Here is a 20,656-nt window from a genome sequence, read left to right on the forward strand (position 1 = left end):
AGGATGTATCTGAGGATGTATCTGACCCTGCATTTGATTGCTCTATAGCCATAGGCTTGTCTATGATCCCCGCTCACCAAGAGACGGGAGGCCGCCCCCAGGGCGGTTCATACAATGACACGCCGAGTCACCATCCATACGCCATTGGGCGATGAGCTGCATTTCCGTGAATTGCGCGGCCAGGAAAACATCAGCCAGCTCTTCAGCCTCGATGTGGAAATGCTCAGCGAAAACGAAAGCATCGATCCCAAGGCCCTATTGGGCAAAAACGCCACCATAGAAATTGAAACCCAGGGCGGCGGCAGGCGCTTCATCGACGGCATCGTCACCCGCTTCGGCATGCAGGGCCAGGACCACCGCCACTACGCCTACAAGGCCCGCCTGAGCCCCTGGCTGTGGCTGGCCACGCGCAAGAGCGACTTTCGCATCTTCCAGAACCTCAACGTGCCCGACATCGTCGAGCAGGTATTGGGCGTCTATGGCCATCCAATGCAAAGGAAACTCACCCGCGCCTATCGCAGTTGGGATTACTGCGTGCAATACAACGAAAGCGATTGCGACTTCGTCTCGCGATTGATGGAGCACGAAGGCATCTACTATTTCTTCGAGCACGCATCGGGCCNGCACACCCTGGTGCTGTGCGACGACATCATTGCCTCGCACGGCGCATTGCCCGGTGGTGAATCCATTCCCTTCTATCCCCCGGAAAAAGCCGCCGCAGGCGANCAGGAAAACATCCACGCCTGGCAGCTGGAGCAGGAAATCAAGCCGGGCCGCCATTACATCGACGACTACGACTTCAAAAAGCCCCGGGCCGAACTGTCCCACATGCGCCGCGATCCACCGGGCCATGCGCACGACGGCCATGAAACCTACGAATGGCCGGGCGGCTACACGGAGTACGGTGATGGAGATGCCTACATCCGCGTGCGCCTGAAGCAAGGCCTCACGGGCCACAGCCGGGTGCGGGGCTGGTCCTGCCACCGGGCGCTGGCCACGGGCTACACCTTCAGCCTCTACAACTACCCGCGCGGGGACCAGAACCGGCAGTACCTGATCACGGGCCTGAGCTACCACCTCAAGGAGAACCCCCGCGTCAGCGCTGTGGCCCCGGGCGCCAAGGGCAGCGCCGCCGAAGACGGCTCCTTCCAGCGCTACGAGTTGCAGGCCCAGCCCACAAGTCTTGCCTACACACCCGCGCGCACCACGCCCAAGCCGCGCACCACCGGCCCGCAGACCGCCGTCGTCGTGGGTCCGGCCGGAGAAGAAATCTGGACCGACGAATACGGCCGCATCAAGGTGCAGTTCCACTGGGACCGGCTGGGCAGCAAGGACCAGAACTCCAGCTGCTGGATCCGCGTGGCCACCAACTGGGCCGGCCCGGGCTTTGGCGCCATCTCCATCCCGCGCATAGGGCACGAGGTGGTGGTGGACTTCCTCAACGGCGACCCGGACTATCCCATCGTCACGGGCTGCGTCTACAACGCGGCCAACATGCCGCCCTGGGCGCTGCCGGCCAACGCCACGCAATCGGGCATCAAGACCCGGTCGAGCAAGGGCGGTGCCGCAGGCGCGGGCATGAAGAACGGCCCGGGCGACGCCAACGCCATCCGCTTCGAGGACAAGGCGGGCGCCGAACAGCTGTGGCTGCATGCGCAAAAGGACCAGCTCACCGAGGTCGAGAACGACGAGGACAAATGGGTGGGCAACGACCGGCGCAAGACCATCGACCGGGACGAGACCAGCGTCATCCACCGCGACCGCACCGAGACCGTGGACCGCGACGAGACCATCACCGTTCACAACAACCGCACGGAGCGGGTGGACCACGACGAGAAGATCAGCATCGGCGACAACCGCAATGAAGACGTTGGCATCGACGAGAACATCTCCATCGGCAAGAACCGCAGCAAGACCATCGGCAAGACCGAGACCGACAAGATAGGCCAGAACTGGCACGTCACGGTCGGCCTGCTCAAGACCCAGACCATAGGCATGGCCTACATGCAGAACGTGGGTGGGATGAAGATGACGAACATCGGCGTCAACTACATGGAAAACATCGGCGTGGCCATGCAGACCCATGTGGGCATGAACCAGAGCCTCACCGTGGGGCAGGAGCGCCAGGTCAAGGTCGGCAGCAAGCAAAGCACCGAAGTGGGCTCGCAGTACTCGCTGACCGTGGGTGGTGGTGGCGGAGGTGGCGGTGGCGGTGGCGCGGGAGGTGGCGCCGGTGGCGGCATGGCCATGAACATCACGGCGCCCGGTGGCGGTGGCGGTGGTGGAGGCAAGGCCTCCCAGCTCACCATGGATGGGCAAAGCATTGAGCTCAACGCCGCCAAGATCCGGCTCGAAGCCCAGCAGGAAATCCTGCTGACCTGCGGCGAAAGCACCATCCGCATCACGCCCGGCGACATCCAGATTCTCTCGCCCATGGACCGGCTCAACTGCTGAAGGCAGACAGCCCGTACCGCGTTCCCCGTATCCGCATTCCCGTTCTCCCCCATCTCTCCAGGAGCAGCCTCGCATGAGTGGCCAACCCGCAGCCCGCATCACCGACAGCGTCGTCAAGGGCAAGATCGTCACCGGCTCGCGCACCGTGCTCATCGGCAGCCAGGGGGGCCTGGCCTGCTCCGTCTGCCCGGGCGGCATCACCGTCAGCTCCCCCGTCAACCCCCAGCTCGGCGCCAAGGTCCTGCTGGGCGCACAAGACCTGGACTTCGCCCTGCCATCGGCTGCGCTGCCCGTGGCCTGGCAGCGCCAGTACAGCAGCTACGTCAACCCCGAGCACGGCGCGGCCTGCGGCCTGCTGGGCCATGGCTGGCACCTGCTGCAGGAGCTCAGCATCCGCCTGCAGGAAGAGGCCACCTTGCTGCTGGACGCCAGCGGCCGCGTCATCACCTTCGACCAGCCCCTGGCGCCGGGCGGCCAGCTGCACAGTGCCAGCGAAGACATCTGGCTGCTGCGCGGCGGCAGCCCGGAGCCGGACGGCGGCACAGCGCCCTGGGCTGCGAACCCGCGCTGGTCGCATGTGGAGGCGGCGCTGGCGTGCAATCCCGAGGCCATCCTGGCCTTCAGCGGCGATGGCGACACCCTCTGGGGCTTTGGCCCCCCGCCCGGTGAGTCGGTCGATGGCCCCTGGCGCCTCATGGCCCAGATCGACCGCTTCGGGCGCCGCCAGCTCTACCACTACAGCGACGGCAAGACCACGGCCCCGGACGTCAACGGCAGTCCGGAACCGCTGCCCGCAGGCCGCCTGGTCTCCCTGAGCGACGGCACAGGCCGGCGCTACCGCCTGCTGCACCAGCGCATCCACGGCGGCAAGGACGCGCAGGGCCTGAACGGACTGTGGGGCGCCGACGATGGCTGGCGCCTCATCGGGGTCGACCTCACGCAGGACCCGTTGCATCCCCTGTCCACCCCCATCGCTTCCATCACGCTCGTGCGCTACGGCTACAGCAGTGCAGGCGATCTCATCACCGTCCACGACCGCGCAGGCCAGCTCGTGCGCGAATTCGAATGGGACCACCACCGCATCAGCGCCCACCGCCATGCCAGCGGACCCTGGCACCGCTACCGCTACGAGAGCGCCCAGCCCGGCGCCCGCGTCATCGAACACAGCAACCAGGAAGGGCTGTCCTACCGCTTCGACTACCTCAGCCAACCGCCGGGCCCGGACGGCCAGCCGCGCGCGGCCACCCGCGTCAGCGACAGCCTGGATCGCATCGAGACCTACTACTTCGAAGGTGCGGCGGGCCTGTCGCGCCTCATCGCCCACCACAAGGCCGACGGCAGCCGCTGGCTGCAGGCCTACGACAGCTTCGGCCGCCTGGCCTCGCGCACCGACCCGCTGGGCCGCAGCGTGCACCTCAGGCGTGATGGCCAGGGCCGGCTCATCGGCGTGCAACTGCCCGACGGGCGCAGCACCCAGCAGGAGCATGACGATGCCACGGGCCGCCTGCTCAGCGCCACCGACACCGCAGGGGCCACCACCGGCTACCAATACGACGCCTGGGGCCGTCTCACCCAGATCACCCAGGCCGACGGCAGCACCGAGCGCTACCACTACCCCGACCCCCAGGAAGCGCCGCTCACCTGCGACAGCCCCCGGCGCATCGAAGACGCCCAGGGCGGCAGCAAACAGCTGGCCTGGAGCGACGCGGGCCAACTGCTCAGCTACACCGACTGCTCGGGCCACAGCACGCACTACCACTACGACCGCTGGGGTGCGCTCATCGAAGTGGGCAACGCCCTGGGCCAGCGCCAATGCCACCAGCGCGACGGCCAGGGCCGCATCGTGGCCAGCGAACTGCCCAACGGCCAGATCGAGCGCTACCACTACGACAGCGCAGGCCACCTCACGCGCATCGAACCGGCCCAGCCCCCGCTCACCCCTCTCATGGGGGCACAAAGCCCTGCTGCACCGGCCGCCGACCCCAGCATCCACCTGCGCTACGACCTCTGGGGCAGGCTGGTCCAGCGAACACATGGCGGCCTCACCCTGGCCTTCGAATACGACAGCGCCGGCCGCCTCACGCGCCTCGTCAACGAAAACGGAGCCCAAAGCCGCTTTGCCTGGGACGCGCTGGACCGGCTCGTGCAGGAAGAAGGGTTTGACCAGCGGCTGCAGCGCTACCGCTGGGATGCGGCAGGCCAGCTCATGGAAGCCACGGACGGCAACGCTGCACGGCAAAGCAGCAGCCACTACCGCTGGGACGAAGGCGGCAGATTGGTCGAACGCCAGCTGCCCGCCACGGCCCATGCGCCGGCCCAGACCCACCGCTACGAATGGGATGCGGCCGGACGTCTCATGGCCGCCAGCGTCTGGCAGCACACCGTCGAGAACACCGCAGAGAACATCATCCAACTGCAAAGCCGCATAGCACTGGAACGCGATGCCCTGGGCCGCATCACCGCAGAAGTGCAGCAGCTGTACCGGCCAGGCAAGGACGGCGGCGCAGACCAGATCGAATACGAACACCGCATCGCCCACACCCTGGATGCGCTGGGCGCACGCCAGCACAGCCAGCTGCAAGGCCTGGGAAAGATCGCCTGGCTCACCTACGGCTCAGGCCATGTGCACGGACTGCAGCTCAACGGCGCCGGCCTCATCGACTTCGAACGCGACGCCCTGCACCGCGAAGTCCGCCGCAGCCTGCACCCACCCACCCCCGCAGCAGAAGCAGAAGCAGATGCAGACGCAGACGCACACCACCCCCTGCAGGTGCAACGCCAATGGGACAGCATGGGCCGCCTCACGGCCCTGGGCACCACAGGCCTGCAAAGCANGGAAGGCAGGGANCACCTCGTCCAGCCCCTCATCGGCCAGATCCTTGGCCGCCGCTACCACTACGACAGCCTGGGCCAGCTCGTTGCCATCGAACAGGCCGGCGCCCCGNGCCAGGCCGCACAACTGCTGCGCTACGGCTACGACAGCGCCGGGCGCCTCAGAGCGGCCACCGACAGCCAGGACCCCCAGACCACCGCCCGCTGGCAGATCGACCCTGCCGGCAACCGCCTGCCAGCACTCGGTGCACCCGGTGCACCGGGCCAGACGAACACCCAGGACAGCTGGGCCGCCCAGGTCCACGCCCACTGGCGGCACACCGACTTCAACCTCATGGGCCTGGGCCACCTTGCAGGCCAGCGGCAAGGCCCCCCCTGAAGGTGCCCCTGCAGGTGCAACGCCAATGGGACAGCATGGGCCGCCTCACGGCCCTGGGCACCACAGGCCTGCAAAGCANGGAAGGCAGGGANCACCTCGTCCAGCCCCTCATCGGCCAGATCCTTGGCCGCCGCTACCACTACGACAGCCTGGGCCAGCTCGTTGCCATCGAACAGGCCGGCGCCCCGNGCCAGGCCGCACAACTGCTGCGCTACGGCTACGACAGCGCCGGGCGCCTCAGAGCGGCCACCGACAGCCAGGACCCCCAGACCACCGCCCGCTGGCAGATCGACCCTGCCGGCAACCGCCTGCCAGCACTCGGTGCACCCGGTGCACCGGGCCAGACGAACACCCAGGACAGCTGGGCCGCCCAGGTCCACGCCCACTGGCGGCACACCGACTTCAACCTCATGGGCCTGGGCCACCTTGCAGGCCAGCGGCAAGGCCCCGTGCAGCGCTGGGAAGACAACCGCATNGGCTTCANCGAAGACCGCGTCTGGCGCTACGACCCCTGCGGCAACCGCATCGCGCAAATGCATGCAGACCACAGCCAGCAGCAACTGCACTACGACGGAGCACACCAACTCATCGCCGTGCGCAGCAGCCAGATCCAGGGCAACGCCGAGCAACTGCGCCACCACAGCCGCTACACCTACGACGCCCTGGGCCGCAGGCTCAAGCAGCAAGTGCAAAGCGCAGACACGGAACTGCCCACCCGCACCCACTACTACGGCTGGGACGGCGACCGCCTCATCCACACCGAGCGCCTGCAGCATGGCGATGACACGCGCCACATAGAACACACCATCTACGAACCCGGCAGCTTCACGCCCCTGGTGCGCCTGAGCACCACGGCCAGCGGCGACCCCCAAGACGAGCCCCACCTGCTGGTGCAAGCCATCACCGCAGGCCTGCCCGACCCGGACGACCCCAACCACACGCCGGCCCTGGCCCTGATGCAAACCATGCTCGACGCCATGCCGCGCGACATGCAGCAAGACGCGGCCCGCCACCTGCGCCACACCCTGGACCACGGCCTGCCGCCCGGCGCCCCGGCGATGCTGGGCGAACAGGCCGAGGGCACGGCCCGCCTGCTCACCGGCATGCAGACCCAACTGCAGAAACAGGAAAAAGAACAGCACGCCCGCATCGCCATCCACCACTACCACTGCGACCATCTGGGCACGCCCATGGCGCTGACCGACCAACGGGGGCTAGTCACCTGGGCGGCCAAGCTGGACCCTTGGGGCAATGTGCTGCAGGAGTACAACCCGCGAGGCATCCACCAAGCGATCCGGCTGCCAGGGCAGCACCATGACAGGGAAACGGGGCTGTATTACAACCGGCATCGGTATTACGATCCGGTGGTGGGGAGCTATATCAATCAGGATCCGATTGGATTGACAGGTGGTGTAAATAAAATTTTGTACTCAGAGTCTTCTCCGACATTAAAAATTGATCCCACAGGGTTGAATACAGTCGCTATAGGGGCAGGAGTCGGGGCTTCTGTTGGTGGACCAATAGGTGCAGTAGTGGGGGCTGCGATTGGTGTCGCGGTTCTGGGGGTTATTTGGATGGCATCCAGGCCAAGTTCAAATACGACTTCTGTATCAAAAACGGCAAGTGAATTATCTATTGCACACAATAATGCAGCCCAGATAGGTGATCGCTCATCGTATCAAGGGTACGGAGGGAATTGCACGCCAGATGATCATGACAAACTTGACGATGAAAAGAAGGATGCATGCGATAAATCAAAAGGACTTACGTGCGGGAAAAATGAAATTGATTATGGGAAGGCGGATAAGATCAAGAAATGTATTGATGCTCGAATAAACATTGCAAGAAAATGCTTTAATGGTGGTGATAAAGGGCATAATACACAAATAAATCAATTGTATTCCATAATAGGCAAATGCACAGGGCAGGCGGAATAAAAATGAATTTGAATAATATAATTTCAAAAAGATTACGTGAAAGTAAGCTTGAGCCTTCTTTGCGGGAAAGATACAACATTGCATTAAAGAAAGAATTTTCTGATGATCTGCCGAATTGCGGATTGTTTATTGATAATACATTCTCCGGAGATGATGCTATTGACTATGAGAAGGGTATTAGACTATTTCGAGGAAAAAAATGGACCGAAGTTGATCTTGATTATTTATATGAAGAATATGTGCAGTTTTTAATGTTGAATGACGACGGTTTTATTTATTACCTTCCGTCTTTTTTGTTATATTTCTATGATCTAAAACATTTTGCATTGGAATATTATATTTATTTTATGGATAAGTTGGAGTTGGGGCTGAATGAATCCAAGGCTACTTACAACGCAGGCAGACGACGGCAGGATTATTCTGGATTCAACAAATTGAGTCACGAGCAATCCAAGCTTGTTGCATTGTTTTTGGTAAATACAGCTAATTTGCTTCCAGATGGCTACATGGAGAAGGCGCAAGCGCAGAGAGCGCTAACCAACTATTGGGGTAATTTTTTACTATTCTGATTAATAAATCAAGGGGTTCATATAATCTTATTGATTAATGCATTCATTCTTTGAGTAATGATAATTAGATTGATATAAAAGAGTAATGGCCAAGAGTTGGCTATGCTACTCTAATTATTATCTCCAGAACATAACCTGAAACACTGCTACGACATGCAGACAAAGCTTCAGGAACAGGAAAAAGAACAACAAGCCCGCATCGCCATCCACCACTACCACTGCGACTACCTGGGCACGCCCATGGCGCTGACCGACCAACGGGGGCTAGTCACCTGGGCGGCAAAGCTGGACCCTTGGGGCAATGTGCTGCACGAGTACAACCCGCAAGGCATCCACCAGGCAATCCGGCTGCTGGGGCAGCACCATGACAGGGAGACGGGGCTGTATTACAACCGGCATCGGTATTACGATCCGGTGGTGGGGAGTTATGTGAATCAGGATCCGATTGGGTTGGCCGGAGGGGTTAACAAAAGTATATATGCGATAAATCCCATGATTTCCATGGATCCTTTGGACTTGGCCCCCGTAAAAACGTGTGCAGAGAGAATTTTGAAAGCAGCGGAGAAATTAAATAATCAAGAAAGATACTCATACGCCTCGAATTATGGCTTTGGGTCAAAGAGAAATAAATGTAATCTCTTTGTTCATGAAGTGCTAGAAAATGCAGATGTCGAATCTCCCTCGCGCTACAGATTTGGAATTATCCCAAGAGGACCAGCAACTGCTGGAGATTGGGCAAATCCACAAAAAGCGATTCCCGGATTCGAAATTGTTACGTCTCCAAAGCCTGGTGATATTGTTGCGGTGGCATATCCATATGGGGACGCTACTGGGCATGTGGCAGTCGTGACAGGGAGTAGTACAACCATTGGCGCAGGCTCAGAAGACGGATCACATTCAACAGGTTGGCCATGGAATGGGGCATCGCCTAAAGGCAATCCAATATATAGAAGATGCAAAGATTGAGAAAGATGATGAAGACAGTATTTTACATAATAGCCGCAACGCTTGGTTTTCAAATAATATCTTTGCTAACTTTCTTGATGGCACCAATGAAAATTGATTTATCGGATATAGAGGGATTTAATTTATCTTATATTTTTAATAAACTGGGAAATCCAGACTATGATTTGAGTATCAAAGATATACTGGGATGGCAAAGCCATCGTTATCTAATTCGTCAAAATGTCGAACTTAGGATAAAAGAATCGAACATTAAACCAACTGCTTTCCCTGCATCAATAAGTATTTCAAATACATTGGGGGAAGAAACTCATTATTTCAAGTTATCAAAACACTCAAGATCTGACGGAAATAACAATTTTATTAGAACGACCACCATAACCGTATGGCCATACGGTGATTTTCTAATAAGTAAAGAGATTGTTGAAAATAAAGATCACCAGTCACAGTGAGTCTCGATATGCGTGGATTGTTCAGCCCCATGGGTTATAACAAGATGGGGCCAAAACGCGTGCAGATCGCTTGGTCATGTTGGGTATCCACGACGAGCACACCATAAAAATGCTGCAGGAGATGCGCAAGTAACTGCAAAAGCAGGAGCGAGCGCGACAGGGCTCCGTAGCCATCCATCATTACAACTGCGACCATCTGGGCACGCCCATGGCCCTGACGGACCAGACCGGCCAAGTGGCCTGGGCCGCAAAGCTGGACCCCTGGGGCAATGTGCTGCAGGAATACAACCCGCAGTGCATGCACCAGGCGATCCGGCTGCCGGGGCCGCACCATAACAAGGAGACGGGGCTGTATTACAACCGGCATCGGTATTACGATCCGGTGGTGGGGAGTTATGTGAATCAGGATCCGATTGGGTTGATGGGGGGTATGAATAAATTTCGATATGGAAATGCGCGCCCGCTGGAGTTTATAGACCCCTTGGGGCTCGATGGTTGGCAGGCTCTTGCCCATGCTTTCTGCCCGAATGGATCTTGTATTCCTGCTACTCCTGAGCCATGGTATATGAATAGTGGTTCTACCACTATTTTGAATCAAACACACAATGATATGAAAAGCATGAATTTGATGGGGGGCGATCAGTTCTTTCATTGCATGGCATTTTGCAGGGTTTCAAAATCAAAATCTGCAAATACGACATGGGCCAAAGTACTAGGAAACATTAAAGAGGCAAGAGATATTGCGTTGAATACTGTTGGTTTATATGGGGCTGGCAAACTGTCGTTCGATGAAATACTTGCTGACAGCAAGGGAGATTTGATCGTCAATGACTATGGTCTTTCATGCCCGCAGAATAAAGATTGCTCTGAGCACTGCGATATTAAGTTGCCTGCGGAGGCTAACAAAACTAGAGCTGTTCTAAGAAGTCGAGGATATTAAATACATAAAAATGAAGCAAAAAATGAAGATATTCTTCATGTTGATCTCTGGGGTCATATTTCTATGCTTTGTTCTTTTGATTTCAACGGCTGAAAATCAGAAGGAAAGCACGTTCTCTTCTTATGAGGATTTGGAAAAATATGGGGGAAAATATAGATCTTGGATACCCGGATTTTTGCCAAAAGAGGCATTTAATATAAGAATATATACTCACGTTGAAACAAACTATTTTTATATGTTTTTTCAGCTTGAGAAGAAAAAAATGTTGATTTTCGAGGGAAAATGAACATTGAGACTTCAAATGAAGGCTTGTCGGTTCTTCAGAAAGGTGCTGAAGGAGTAAAATCGGGGTGGTGTGTTTTTCAGGACGCATCGGATGGATTTGGGGAGAATTTATATCTGATCGGAGAAATAAATTCCAGTGAAGAAAGCTATTATTTGACGAAGGCAAGCACTGGGGTTAAATTGAACTCGGCTGAATATATTGATGAAATCGCAAAGAAATACTGCAGGCTTGGCGAATTCAATCCTGAAATGCGACACTTGAATCACCGGTAATTTGCACAGTGGAATACATGATATGTACACTTGCAGACAGAAGATCGACTCAGCCTGACATCGCTAATGCAGCAATCTCCTGAAAAATCGCCCTATTTCTTGCTGGCCTGACACGGCGAAGCTGTCATGGCGAATTTAATTCACAGATTATGTTCCAGTAGACCGTCTAGTCCCGGGTGGCCTTTGAATCCATTGACCCGCCATCAATAGACATCGGATTTCTTGCATGTGGCAACCCTATCCATTGCTTTCCACTGCGGCCAGCTCATAGGCCAGATCCTCGGCCGCCGCTACCACTACGACAGCCTGGGCCAGCTCGTTGCCATCGAACAGGCCGGCGCCCCGGGCCAGGCCGCACAACTGCTGCGCTACGGCTACGACAGCGCCGGGCGCCTCAGAGCGGCCACCGACAGCCAGGACCCCCAGACCACCGCCCGCTGGCAGATCGACCCTGCCGGCAACCGCCTGCCAGCACTCGGTGCACCCGGTGCACCGGGCCAGACGAACACCCAGGACAGCTGGGCCGCCCAGGTCCACGCCCACTGGCGGCACACCGACTTCAACCTCATGGGCCTGGGCCACCTTGCAGGCCAGCGGCAAGGCCCCGTGCAGCGCGACATGCAGCAAGACGCGGCCCGCCACCTGCGCCACACCCTGGACCACGGCCTGCCGTCCGGCGCCCAGGCCATGCTGGGCGAACAGGCCGAGGGCACGGCCCGCCTGCTCACCGGCATGCAGACCCAACTGCAGAAACAGGAAAAAGAACAGCACGCCCGCATCGCCATCCACCACTACCACTGCGACCATCTGGGCACGCCCATGGCCCTGACCGACCAACGGGGGCTAGTCACCTGGGCGGCCAAGCTGGACCCTTGGGGCAATGTGCTGCAGGAGTACAACCCGCAAGGCATCCACCAAGCGATCCGGCTGCCAGGGCAGCACCATGACAGGGAAACGGGGCTGTATTACAACCGGCATCGGTATTACGATCCGGTGGTGGGGAGTTATGTGAATCAGGATCCGATTGGTCTTAGAGGGGGGATCATAAAGACTGTATATGCAGATAATAAACCCAATAAATATCAAGATCCCCTTGGGCTTGAGTGGCAAGTCGATCCGATTGGGAGATCTCCTCAGAGCTTGGGATCGGGGATTAGTACAATATTTTGCGATGGAAAATCACCAGAGATATTCGTGCAGAAACTTGAATTTGAAGAATGTCCTGGGATAAAAAAATGCACAGAAGAGCATGAAAAATCTCATTTAAATGATGCGCTGAATTTCAACAAGAACATATGTGCCAATAATTCCGGATCGGTAATTGTCACCAATTCCGATGACGTCAAAAGGCTTGACTCGGAAAGACGAGCAATGCAGAAAGAAATTCAATGTTTGAGCCAAGAATCGGAAAATGAAACTATTCCAAGTTGCAAAAGTAGATATAACTCAAAGATGAGAATAATTGACTGGCAAATCAAGAACAAAGTTGACACTGGAAATTATCCATGAAAAATTATCTAATTTTCTACTTGTTAATTTTCGTCGCATTGCAAGCGAGATCTCAAGTGGATCTTGAGGTTAATTTCATTGATTGCGGAGAAAATGGATCTATCAATATAAGGCATGCCATAAGAAATAATACAGATTCGGATAAGGTTATTTATGATTTTGCTGCCCCCTGGTCTCCAAGTGACTATGGGGTTAGGTATTATGCTTATGCTCGGAAGGATAAGCCAAAAAATATCAAGCAAGACTTTTTTGATTATGGATCTGGAAAGGAGATAAGATTGAAAAAAGGAGATTTAGTAGAAAGAAATGTGAATATAAGCCCTTATCTTGGTGAGATGAGTAAGGAAAATGAAAACGAGGATATATATATATTCTGGTTCTATAATTTCATAACTATAAATTCCGATTACAAGCGCAAGAGTAATGGATTCTTTGTAATTCCCAAAAACTGCTATAAAAATAGATGATGTTGTCTGTAATTGGTTTAGTCGAGGTGGACGCTTTTGGGGTTGATTTAAAACCTGAAATACAATATTTTGATTGCAAGTGATTTGTAAAGTGGATTCAGGAGATATGCCCTTGCCGTCAGAGGATTGCCTCAGCTCGCTCCTACAAAAAACGCTTGAATACGCACGCCATCCTCGCTGCCAAAGCACCGACTTCAACCTCATGGGCCTAGGCCACCTCGCAGGCCAGCGGCAAGGCCCCGTGCAGCGCTGGGAAGACAACCGCATCGGCTTCACCGAAGACCGCGTCTGGCGCTACGACCCCTGCGGCAACCGCATTGCGCAAATGCATGCAGACCACAGCCAGCAGCAACTGCACTACGACGGAGCACACCAGCTCATCGCCGTGCGCAACAGCCAGATCCAGGGCAACGCCGAGCAGTTGCGCCACCACAGCCGCTACACCTACGACGCCCTGGGCAGGCGCCTGAAGCAGCAAGTGGAAAGCGCGGACTCCACAGAATCCACCCGCACCCACTACTACGGCTGGGACGGTGACCGCCTCATCCACACCGAACGCCTGCAGCATGGCGACGACACCCGCCACATAGAACACACCATCTACGAGCCGGGCAGCTTCACGCCCCTGGTGCGCCTGAGCACCACGGCCAGCGGCGACCCCCAAGACGAGCCCCACCTGCTGGTGCAAGCCATCGCCGCAGGCCTGCCTGACCCGGACGACCCCAACCACGCGCCGGCCCTGGCCCTGATGCAAACCATGCTCGACGCCATGCCGCGCGACATGCAGCAAGACGCGGCCCGCCACCTGCGCCACACCCTGGACCACGGCCTGCCGCCCGGCGCCCAGGCCATGCTGGGCGAACAGGCAGACAGCACCACGCGCCTGCTCAGCGGCATGCAGGCAAAGCTGCAGGAACAGGAAAAAGAACAACAAGCCCGCATCGCCATCCACCACTACCACTGCGACCACCTGGGCACACCCATGGCCCTGACCGACCAACGGGGGCTAGTCACCTGGGCGGCCAAGCTGGACCCCTGGGGCAATGTGCTGCAGGAATACAACCCGCAAGGCATCCACCAGGCGATCCGGCTGCCGGGACAGCACCATGACAGGGAAACGGGGCTGTATTACAACCGGCATCGGTATTACGATCCGGTGTTGGGGAGTTATGTGAATCAGGATCCGATTGGGTTGGCAGGTGGGGTTAATAAGAATATTTATGTCAAAAATCCAAACAAAGGCATAGATCCACTAGGTTTGATGGAAGAGCTGAGTCATATATGGAATATCGGGCCATGGGATGCTCTTAGTACAAGATCTGATAATAAAGATGCCCTGTCTACAGCTCAGAGAAAATTTCCAAGAAATGAGTTGCACAATGGAAAGGGCGATGCATTCCGTCATTGTTATTGGTCTTGCATTATGAGCTTAAGGATGGGGGTAGACCAGGCGAAATCTGTTGGCGATACTCACGAGGAGTATGGAACAAAAGCAGGTCAAGCAAAAAAGGAGGAAATAATGGATTTGCACAACAATCAAAAAGGCAGAAATTGCTCGCTATCTTCAAAAACAAAAAATGACTGTGAAAATAAATGCCAAGATAGTCTTGATGATGGCAGTCTATGGTTTATAGATAAAGATTCTGGCGCGCTCACCACAAGCCAAGATTGGCAAATTCCATGAAAATTAAATTAACAGCAATTATTATTATTTCAATAATATTGAGTTGGTATTTCTTTAAAAAAGATGATTTTAGTTATTATATAAATAGAGATTACGATTTTGTTTGCATATTTCCGCCATATACGCCCAAATTATTTATTATTGAGGATTTGAAGAAATATTCAAATAATATAAAAGATAATATGAAATACAAAGAATCAATGGATGACGGAATTTTTACTTATTTCTTTATAAAAAATAAAGAAATAATTTCTTCTGGTGAAGAAATGGTGATAAATAATTCGATGGGTAAATATGGGTGTTTTGGTAAATAAAATATTACCATGATTTAATATTCCGTGGGATAAAGACTAGTGCCAAGTGGCATAGATTTTTCTTGGCTAATGCACTCATGCAGTTAAGCGAGACTTTTGATATTGCATCTATGCAAAGGTGGGTGTGCACGTCGATCTATAACATTTCAGCAGGCCGGTAACAGCGCTATCCACCACTACCACTGCCATTGCGGCCACTCGGGCACACCAATAGCCCTGACGGACCGGCGAGGGCCAGCCAAGCTGTATCCCTGGAGCAATGCGCTGCAGTAATACAACCCGCAGGGCATCCACAAGGCGATGCGGCTGCTTTGGGCACGCTTAAGACGCCGCCGTTGCTCGTTCAAATAGAACAAGGTATTGATTGTGGTAGATTATTCCCTTATCAAAAATATTGCTTTTGGCATAAAAAAATATGTAGAAAAACAGGAGATTCTACATCTTTCTTTCATGAGAACCCATAGTGATCTTGTGAAGCTATCAAATATAGAATTTCTTCCTCGCAGCGGATTTGTTTTTGATGAGGAGATGAATAAGTGGGAATTTAAAAAGCATGGATGTGGTTATGAGTTCTCTCATGAAGGTGCGGTTATTGATATAAATGATTATTTCCTGTCGAATGGAGATTTTTTTAGCGCAAATAGATTATTCTTCTATTTTGAATCGATTGGATTTAATTTCAAAAACCAATATGCTGATGATGCAATTAAATCAGCCTTGATTTATTTGGAATCTACAGGAGAGATCGTGAAGGTGCTGCCGACGGGGTATTATAAGTTACTTTCATCTTAATGCTGTCATTAATTTAATTGTTAATCTAGTTAATAAAGGGGGTAAAATCTTATTGATTTTATAAAATGCATAACAAGCTCCAGGGCTACTCACAATCGGCGGGTAACAGGATAGGAAGATATTGAGATGCCTCGCTTGAAATATCCTGAAATGAGAATGGAATTGCTCGGATATTTGAGGAAACTCAAGGATTTGAAGTATCAGATGAAAGCCTGGGTGAATCAGGAATTTCCTGCAGACGTTCAATACGACCATCTTGATTTGGCCATACATTTCATTTTTGACGATACGGATCTTGGCAGTGATGCTCGTATGGCGATCGGTGAAATTCTTCTCGATGAGCAGGAGGCATCACTGATGGGGCAGTTGGTGGATGCCATCAATGCCGTCTTTGAGGCGTACGGCACGGACATGCCGGAAAGCTTCAACATGCAAGTTGGCGAATGGACGAGAGTGGAGGCCTGTGCCGAAAGGGCGTTCGATTGTCTGGAGGGGAGCAACGCCGCTGGCTGCCCCGAGCCGCTGGATTGACACGGGCATGCCTGCCAGCCGACTAGCCGGGGCAAGGCCATGGCTGATCGTGATGTCCAGTCGGTGGTGAAGAGTACCGTAGCGTTTCCAGGTTCGTGGAACAGCAAGATGTTTTCCACTGGTAGCCCGTCCTCCAAACCTGCCGGACAATCCATGGAAACCGAGGCCCCGTTTCATGACAACTTCAACCCCCCTTCCCGAACCCGAATTGAGAGCCTTCGCCGCAGCGGCGGCCGAGCAGCAGCGATGCGCGGACTGCGCTGTGCTGTGGAGGCCGGGCTGGGAGTCCTTGTCGGGGGCGGACAAGACTTCGCATCTGCAGCAGGTTGGTGCGCTGGGCACGCCGGAGACGCGGGAACTGCTCGATGAATATCACCCACAGGGCACGAACCAGTGGTCACCGGATGCCCCCATCGCCCTGGGCTGGCACCCGTACAACCGCTGCACGCTCTGGCGCTGCCACCATTGCAATGCCGCCTTTCTGCGCTACACGGAATACGGCGGCTACTACCAGGACGATCGCATCCGGCCGCTGCTGGCGCATCTGATCGTCACGCCCGAGCAGGGCCGCGTCTGAGCGGCGCTGCTCGGCCGGCTCAGGTCCAGTCGAAGGTGAACAGCGCCGTGCGGCTTTCCGGCTCGTAGAACAGCAGGATGCTGTCCGCGCCCGTGGCGCACCAGTTGTAGCCGGCCACGTTGGCCACGTGGAAGAAGGGCTTGCCGTCGCGGGTGATGCGGATGCCGTCGTCTTCCAGTTCATCGCCCATGCCGGCGTTTTCCGCTTCGTCCAGCTGGAAGGCCGGGGGAATGGGCGGGTGGCTGGTCCAGTTGCCGTACCAGATGCCGCCGCCCAGGCTGTCCAGGTAGTCCTGCTCCACGGGCTCGCCCTTGCCGTAGCGCGAGTAGCTGGCCAAGCGGCCGTGCTCGGCGTAGTAGGCACTGGCCTTGGCGTGGCTGGCCAGCATTTCGTCGGTGTGCTCGCAGGCGTAGGCGTCCTTGGTGAACTGGCCGCCGTGCTGCGGCGCGCGCTGGAAGAAGCCTTCGTTGCCCAGGAAGCGGTAGCGGTTGTCGGGCGTCAGTTCCAGCGCAAACCAGTTGGGGGCGGTGAAGGCGTTGTGGTGGGCTTCGGTCTCATCGCCTATGCAGCCCTCGAAGGGCTCGACGGGGCACAGCATGTGGACCACGGTGCCGGCCAGTTCGGGCCGCATCAGGCCCAGGTCGATGGAGATCAGCGGCAGCAGGTGCTCTGCCAGCCAGGGCTGGTCGGCCACGAAGATGTCGGCGGCGGCGGGGAAGGGGGTGAGGCCCGGCTTCAGTTCGCGGACTTCGGTTGGCTGGGACAAGAGGGGCTCCTTGGCGGATAGAGGGGGTTGGGAATGCGGGGGGCGCTGCGGGCCGGGTGTCAGGTGATCTCGAAGATGTCCTGGTCCGATGCGGCTGCGCTCTCGTGATAGATGTCGTACAGGTACTGGGCCAGTTCGGCGTGGGTCACGTCGGCGGGGATGGCCAGCAGGGCAGGGGCACGCTTGCCGTCCGCGCCCACGTTGAAGCAGCGCCAGTGGGCGTCTGCCCGTTCGATGGCGATGATGCGGCCAAAGACATTGAAGCGGTATTTCTCCAAGCGGGTGTCTCCTGGTGAGCGGGCATCGTAACGGGAGCCGGTGGCATATCCGTGTTCTCCCCATGTCCGTGGTGGCGGTTTGTCCATATATTTCAAACCTAAACTATTCAGGCCTAAAGTGATTGGGCACTGTTGCTGAACCTGGGGCGCCTGCCGCCCGTCGAGAAAAGGGTTTGCGGTATGAAGATCGTCTGTATCGGTGGAGGTCCCGCCGGCCTGTACTTCGGCCTGCTGATGAAGCTGCAGGACCCCGCCAACGAGGTCACGGTGGTGGAGCGCAACCGGCCCTACGACACCTTTGGCTGGGGCGTGGTGTTCTCGGACGCCACCATGGACAACCTGCGCGAGGCCGATCCGGTGTCGGCCCGCACGATTGGTGACGCCTTCAACCACTGGGACGATATCGACATCCACTTCAAGGGCCGAAGCCTGCGCAGCAGCGGCCATGGCTTCATCGGCATAGGCCGCAAGAAGCTGCTCAACATCCTGCAGGCGCGCTGCGAGGACGTGGGCGTGAAGCTGGTGTTCGAGAACTTCGTGCAGGACGACCAGGCGATGGCGCGCGAGTACGACGCAGACCTGGTCATCGCCTCGGACGGCATCAACAGCCAGGTGCGCACGCGCTATGCCGATACCTTTCGGCCCGATATCGACCAGCGCCGCTGCCGCTTCGTGTGGCTGGGCACGACCAAGGTGTTCGATGCCTTCACCTTCGCCTTCGTGCAGACCGAGCACGGCTGGTTCCAGGCCCATGCCTACCGCTATGAAGACGGCATGTCCACCTTCATCGTGGAGACGCCCGAGGAGACCTGGCAGGCCGCCGGCATAGAGCAGATGAGCCAGGAAGAGGGCATTGCCTATTGCGAAAAACTGTTCGCCCCCTGGCTGGACGGCCATGCCCTGGTCAGCAATGCCACGCACCTGCGCGGCTCGGCCATCTGGATCCGCTTTCCGCGCGTGATCTGCAATACCTGGGTGCACTGGAATGCGCTGGACACGCTGCGCGGCCCGCGCAGCGTGCCCGTGGTGCTGATGGGCGATGCGGCGCACACGGCGCATTTCTCGATTGGCTCGGGCACCAAGCTGGCGCTGGAGGATGCGATCGAGCTGGCGCGCAGCCTGCGGTCTGCGGGGGGCATCGAGGCCGGCCTGCGCCACTACGAGGAGGTGCGCAGCGTGGAGGTGCTCAAGATCCAGAACGCGGCGCGCAATTCCACGGAATGGTTCGAGAACGTGGAGCGCTATGCGGGCCTGGAGCCGGAGCAGTTCGCCTATTCGCTGCTGACGCGCTCGCAGCGCATCTCGCACGAGAACCTGCGCCTGCGCGATGCCGCCTGGCTGCAGGGCTTCGAGCGCTGGATTGCCGAGCATGCGGGCGAGACCGTGCCCGAAGGCCGCCGCCCGCCCATGCCCATGCTCACGCCCTACCAGGCGCGCGGCCTGCGGCTGAAGAACCGCATCGTGGTCTCGCCCATGGCCATGTATTCCTGCACCGACGGCGTGCCTGGCGACTTCCACCTGGTGCACCTGGGCGCGCGCGCCATGGGCGGCGCGGGCCTGGTGATGGTGGAGATGACCTGCACCTCGCCTGATGCACGCATCACGCCCGGCTGCCCCGGGCTGTGGAACGACGAGCAGGCGCAGGCCTTTGCGCGCATTGTCGATTTTGTGCACGCGCAGGGCGGGGCGCACATTGGTATGCAGCTGGGGCATGCGGGCCGCAAGGGTTCCACCCAACTGGGCTGGCAGCAGATCGACCATCCGCTGGAGCAGGGCAACTGGCCGCTGCTGTCGGCGTCGGCACTGCCGTACTTGGAGGGGCTCTCGCAAGTGCCCCGCGCCATGACCCGCGCCGACATGGACCGCGTGCGCGAGGACTTCGTGGCCGCCACGCGGCGCGCCGCGGCAGCGGGATTTGACTGGCTGGAGCTGCACTGCGCCCACGGCTATCTGCTGTCCAGCTTCATCTCGCCGCTGACCAACCGGCGCGACGACGAATATGGCGGCAGCCTGGACAACCGCCTGCGCTTTCCGCTGGAGGTGTTCGAGGCGGTGCGTGCAGCCTGGCCGCAGGACCGGCCCATGTCGGTGCGCATCTCGGCCCATGACTGGGTGGAGGGCGGCATCACGCCCGACGATGCGGTGGAGATCGCACGCCGCTTCAAGGCGGCGGGCGCCGACATGATCGACTGCTCCTCGGGCCAGGTCAGCCCCGACCAGAAGCCCGTGTACGGCCGCATGTACCAGACGCCGTTTGCCGACCGTGTTCGCAACGAGGCCGGCATACCGACCATTGCCGTGGGCGCCATCTTCGAGGCCGACCATGCCAACGCCATCATCGCCTCGGGCCGGGCCGACCTGTGCGCGCTGGCGCGTCCGCACCTGGCCGATGCCGCCTGGACGCTGCGCGAGGCCGCACGCCTGGGCGCCCACGATGTGGACTGGCCGCCGCAGTACCAGCCCGGCAAGCGCCAGTTGGAAACCAACTTCGAACGCGCCGCCGCCATGGCGCAGTTGGACGCGAAATGAAACTACACCCCCTGAGTCGCTTCGCGCCTTCCCCCTCTCTCGCTTCGCGGGAGGGGGACGACACCGTCGGTGCGGGGCGGCCCTTCCTCGGCGTCCCTCGCTGTGTGGCGCGCCGGTTTCATAGG

At 57.4% G+C, this 20,656-nt stretch carries 15 protein-coding genes and 5 pseudogenes; 18 read left to right on the forward strand and 2 right to left on the reverse strand.

What is annotated here, in order from left to right:
* Positions 1-114 precede the first annotated feature (114 nt).
* From HFGMBDPB_RS08930 to HFGMBDPB_RS09005, 17 genes and pseudogenes are all read left to right on the forward strand, one after another.
* On the forward strand, positions 115-2,454 hold the full coding sequence (locus HFGMBDPB_RS08930) for a type VI secretion system Vgr family protein (protein ID WP_212645262.1): 2,340 nt from the start codon (positions 115-117) through the stop codon (positions 2,452-2,454).
* Positions 2,455-2,527: 73 nt separating this feature from the next.
* Positions 2,528-5,665 (forward strand): DUF6531 domain-containing protein, encoded by a 3,138-nt coding sequence (locus HFGMBDPB_RS08935; protein WP_502757462.1) that lies wholly within the window; start codon positions 2,528-2,530, stop codon positions 5,663-5,665.
* Positions 5,666-5,670: 5 nt separating this feature from the next.
* A pseudogene (locus HFGMBDPB_RS08940) lies at positions 5,671-7,602 on the forward strand (RHS repeat-associated core domain-containing protein); the annotation flags it as partial.
* A gap of 2 nt (positions 7,603-7,604) precedes the next feature.
* Positions 7,605-8,171 carry a DUF6714 family protein gene (locus HFGMBDPB_RS08945; protein ID WP_212645263.1) on the forward strand — a complete coding sequence of 189 codons (567 nt, stop codon included), beginning with the start codon at positions 7,605-7,607 and terminating at the stop codon, positions 8,169-8,171.
* A 153-nt stretch (positions 8,172-8,324) separates the two neighbouring features.
* Positions 8,325-9,137: pseudogene (locus tag HFGMBDPB_RS08950) on the forward strand (RHS repeat-associated core domain-containing protein); the annotation flags it as partial.
* 5 nt (positions 9,138-9,142) lie between these two features.
* Positions 9,143-9,586, forward strand: coding sequence for a hypothetical protein (locus HFGMBDPB_RS08955; RefSeq protein WP_212645264.1), 444 nt, complete (start codon positions 9,143-9,145; stop codon positions 9,584-9,586).
* A gap of 172 nt (positions 9,587-9,758) precedes the next feature.
* On the forward strand, positions 9,759-10,526 hold the full coding sequence (locus HFGMBDPB_RS08960; protein ID WP_349305367.1) for an RHS repeat-associated core domain-containing protein: 768 nt from the start codon (positions 9,759-9,761) through the stop codon (positions 10,524-10,526).
* Positions 10,527-10,563: 37 nt separating this feature from the next.
* Positions 10,564-10,812: a YbbD-related protein gene (locus tag HFGMBDPB_RS08965; protein WP_212645266.1), complete on the forward strand. Its 249-nt coding sequence runs from the start codon at positions 10,564-10,566 to the stop codon at positions 10,810-10,812.
* Positions 10,809-11,084 (forward strand): hypothetical protein, encoded by a 276-nt coding sequence (locus tag HFGMBDPB_RS08970; RefSeq protein WP_212645267.1) that lies wholly within the window; start codon positions 10,809-10,811, stop codon positions 11,082-11,084. Before HFGMBDPB_RS08965 ends, HFGMBDPB_RS08970 begins: the two co-directional genes overlap by 4 nt.
* Before the next feature lie 264 nt (positions 11,085-11,348).
* Positions 11,349-12,593 (forward strand): annotated as a pseudogene (locus HFGMBDPB_RS29890) (RHS repeat domain-containing protein); the annotation flags it as partial.
* A complete protein-coding gene (locus HFGMBDPB_RS08980) occupies positions 12,590-13,060 on the forward strand; it encodes a hypothetical protein (RefSeq protein WP_212645268.1) in 471 nt (156 codons plus the stop codon). The pseudogene HFGMBDPB_RS29890 and the gene HFGMBDPB_RS08980, both read left to right, overlap by 4 nt.
* Positions 13,061-13,244: 184 nt before the next feature.
* Positions 13,245-14,321, forward strand: a pseudogene (locus tag HFGMBDPB_RS29690) (RHS repeat-associated core domain-containing protein); the annotation flags it as partial.
* A 45-nt stretch (positions 14,322-14,366) separates the two neighbouring features.
* A pseudogene (locus tag HFGMBDPB_RS30025) lies at positions 14,367-14,744 on the forward strand (DUF6973 domain-containing protein); the annotation flags it as partial.
* A complete protein-coding gene (locus HFGMBDPB_RS08990) occupies positions 14,741-15,058 on the forward strand; it encodes a hypothetical protein (RefSeq protein WP_139223910.1) in 318 nt (105 codons plus the stop codon). The pseudogene HFGMBDPB_RS30025 and the gene HFGMBDPB_RS08990, both read left to right, overlap by 4 nt.
* 366 nt (positions 15,059-15,424) lie before the next feature.
* The gene (locus HFGMBDPB_RS08995) at positions 15,425-15,850 is read left to right on the forward strand and encodes a DUF6896 domain-containing protein (protein ID WP_156135986.1); all 426 of its coding nucleotides are present in this window, start codon (positions 15,425-15,427) and stop codon (positions 15,848-15,850) included.
* 126 nt (positions 15,851-15,976) lie between these two features.
* Positions 15,977-16,381 (forward strand): SCO4402 family protein, encoded by a 405-nt coding sequence (locus HFGMBDPB_RS09000; protein ID WP_212645269.1) that lies wholly within the window; start codon positions 15,977-15,979, stop codon positions 16,379-16,381.
* A gap of 175 nt (positions 16,382-16,556) precedes the next feature.
* Positions 16,557-16,958, forward strand: a complete 402-nt coding sequence (locus tag HFGMBDPB_RS09005) for a hypothetical protein (protein ID WP_012206277.1) — start codon at positions 16,557-16,559, stop codon at positions 16,956-16,958.
* A gap of 19 nt (positions 16,959-16,977) precedes the next feature.
* Here the strand turns inward: HFGMBDPB_RS09005 and HFGMBDPB_RS09010 are convergent, their stop codons facing one another.
* Entirely contained in the window at positions 16,978-17,724 is a 747-nt protein-coding gene (locus HFGMBDPB_RS09010) for a hypothetical protein (protein WP_016454668.1), read from the reverse strand.
* Positions 17,725-17,783: 59 nt separating this feature from the next.
* Positions 17,784-18,002 carry a DUF7661 family protein gene (locus HFGMBDPB_RS09015; RefSeq protein WP_016450629.1) on the reverse strand — a complete coding sequence of 73 codons (219 nt, stop codon included), beginning with the start codon at positions 18,000-18,002 and terminating at the stop codon, positions 17,784-17,786.
* Between the two features lie 180 nt (positions 18,003-18,182).
* Here HFGMBDPB_RS09015 and HFGMBDPB_RS09020 point away from each other — a divergent pair, with 180 nt between their 5' ends.
* Positions 18,183-20,531: a bifunctional salicylyl-CoA 5-hydroxylase/oxidoreductase gene (locus HFGMBDPB_RS09020; protein ID WP_212645270.1), complete on the forward strand. Its 2,349-nt coding sequence runs from the start codon at positions 18,183-18,185 to the stop codon at positions 20,529-20,531.
* Positions 20,532-20,656 lie beyond the last annotated feature (125 nt).

The sequence above is a fragment of the Delftia sp. PE138 genome (assembly GCF_018320755.1).
GTDB classification, from domain to species: Bacteria; Pseudomonadota; Gammaproteobacteria; order Burkholderiales; family Burkholderiaceae_C; genus Comamonas; species Comamonas tsuruhatensis.

What these genes read in the sequence shown, in the direction of transcription:
- HFGMBDPB_RS08945 (WP_212645263.1), top strand. Translation starts at nt 7,605, where the DNA reads ATGAATTTGAATAATATAATTTCAAAAAGATTACGTGAAAGTAAGCTT.
- HFGMBDPB_RS08955 (WP_212645264.1), top strand. Translation starts at nt 9,143, where the DNA reads ATGATGAAGACAGTATTTTACATAATAGCCGCAACGCTTGGTTTTCAA.
- HFGMBDPB_RS08965 (WP_212645266.1), top strand. Translation starts at nt 10,564, where the DNA reads ATGTTGATCTCTGGGGTCATATTTCTATGCTTTGTTCTTTTGATTTCA.
- HFGMBDPB_RS08970 (WP_212645267.1), top strand. Translation starts at nt 10,809, where the DNA reads ATGAACATTGAGACTTCAAATGAAGGCTTGTCGGTTCTTCAGAAAGGT.
- HFGMBDPB_RS08980 (WP_212645268.1), top strand. Translation starts at nt 12,590, where the DNA reads ATGAAAAATTATCTAATTTTCTACTTGTTAATTTTCGTCGCATTGCAA.
- HFGMBDPB_RS08990 (WP_139223910.1), top strand. Translation starts at nt 14,741, where the DNA reads ATGAAAATTAAATTAACAGCAATTATTATTATTTCAATAATATTGAGT.
- HFGMBDPB_RS09000 (WP_212645269.1), top strand. Translation starts at nt 15,977, where the DNA reads ATGCCTCGCTTGAAATATCCTGAAATGAGAATGGAATTGCTCGGATAT.
- HFGMBDPB_RS09005 (WP_012206277.1), top strand. Translation starts at nt 16,557, where the DNA reads ATGACAACTTCAACCCCCCTTCCCGAACCCGAATTGAGAGCCTTCGCC.
- HFGMBDPB_RS09020 (WP_212645270.1), top strand. Translation starts at nt 18,183, where the DNA reads ATGAAGATCGTCTGTATCGGTGGAGGTCCCGCCGGCCTGTACTTCGGC.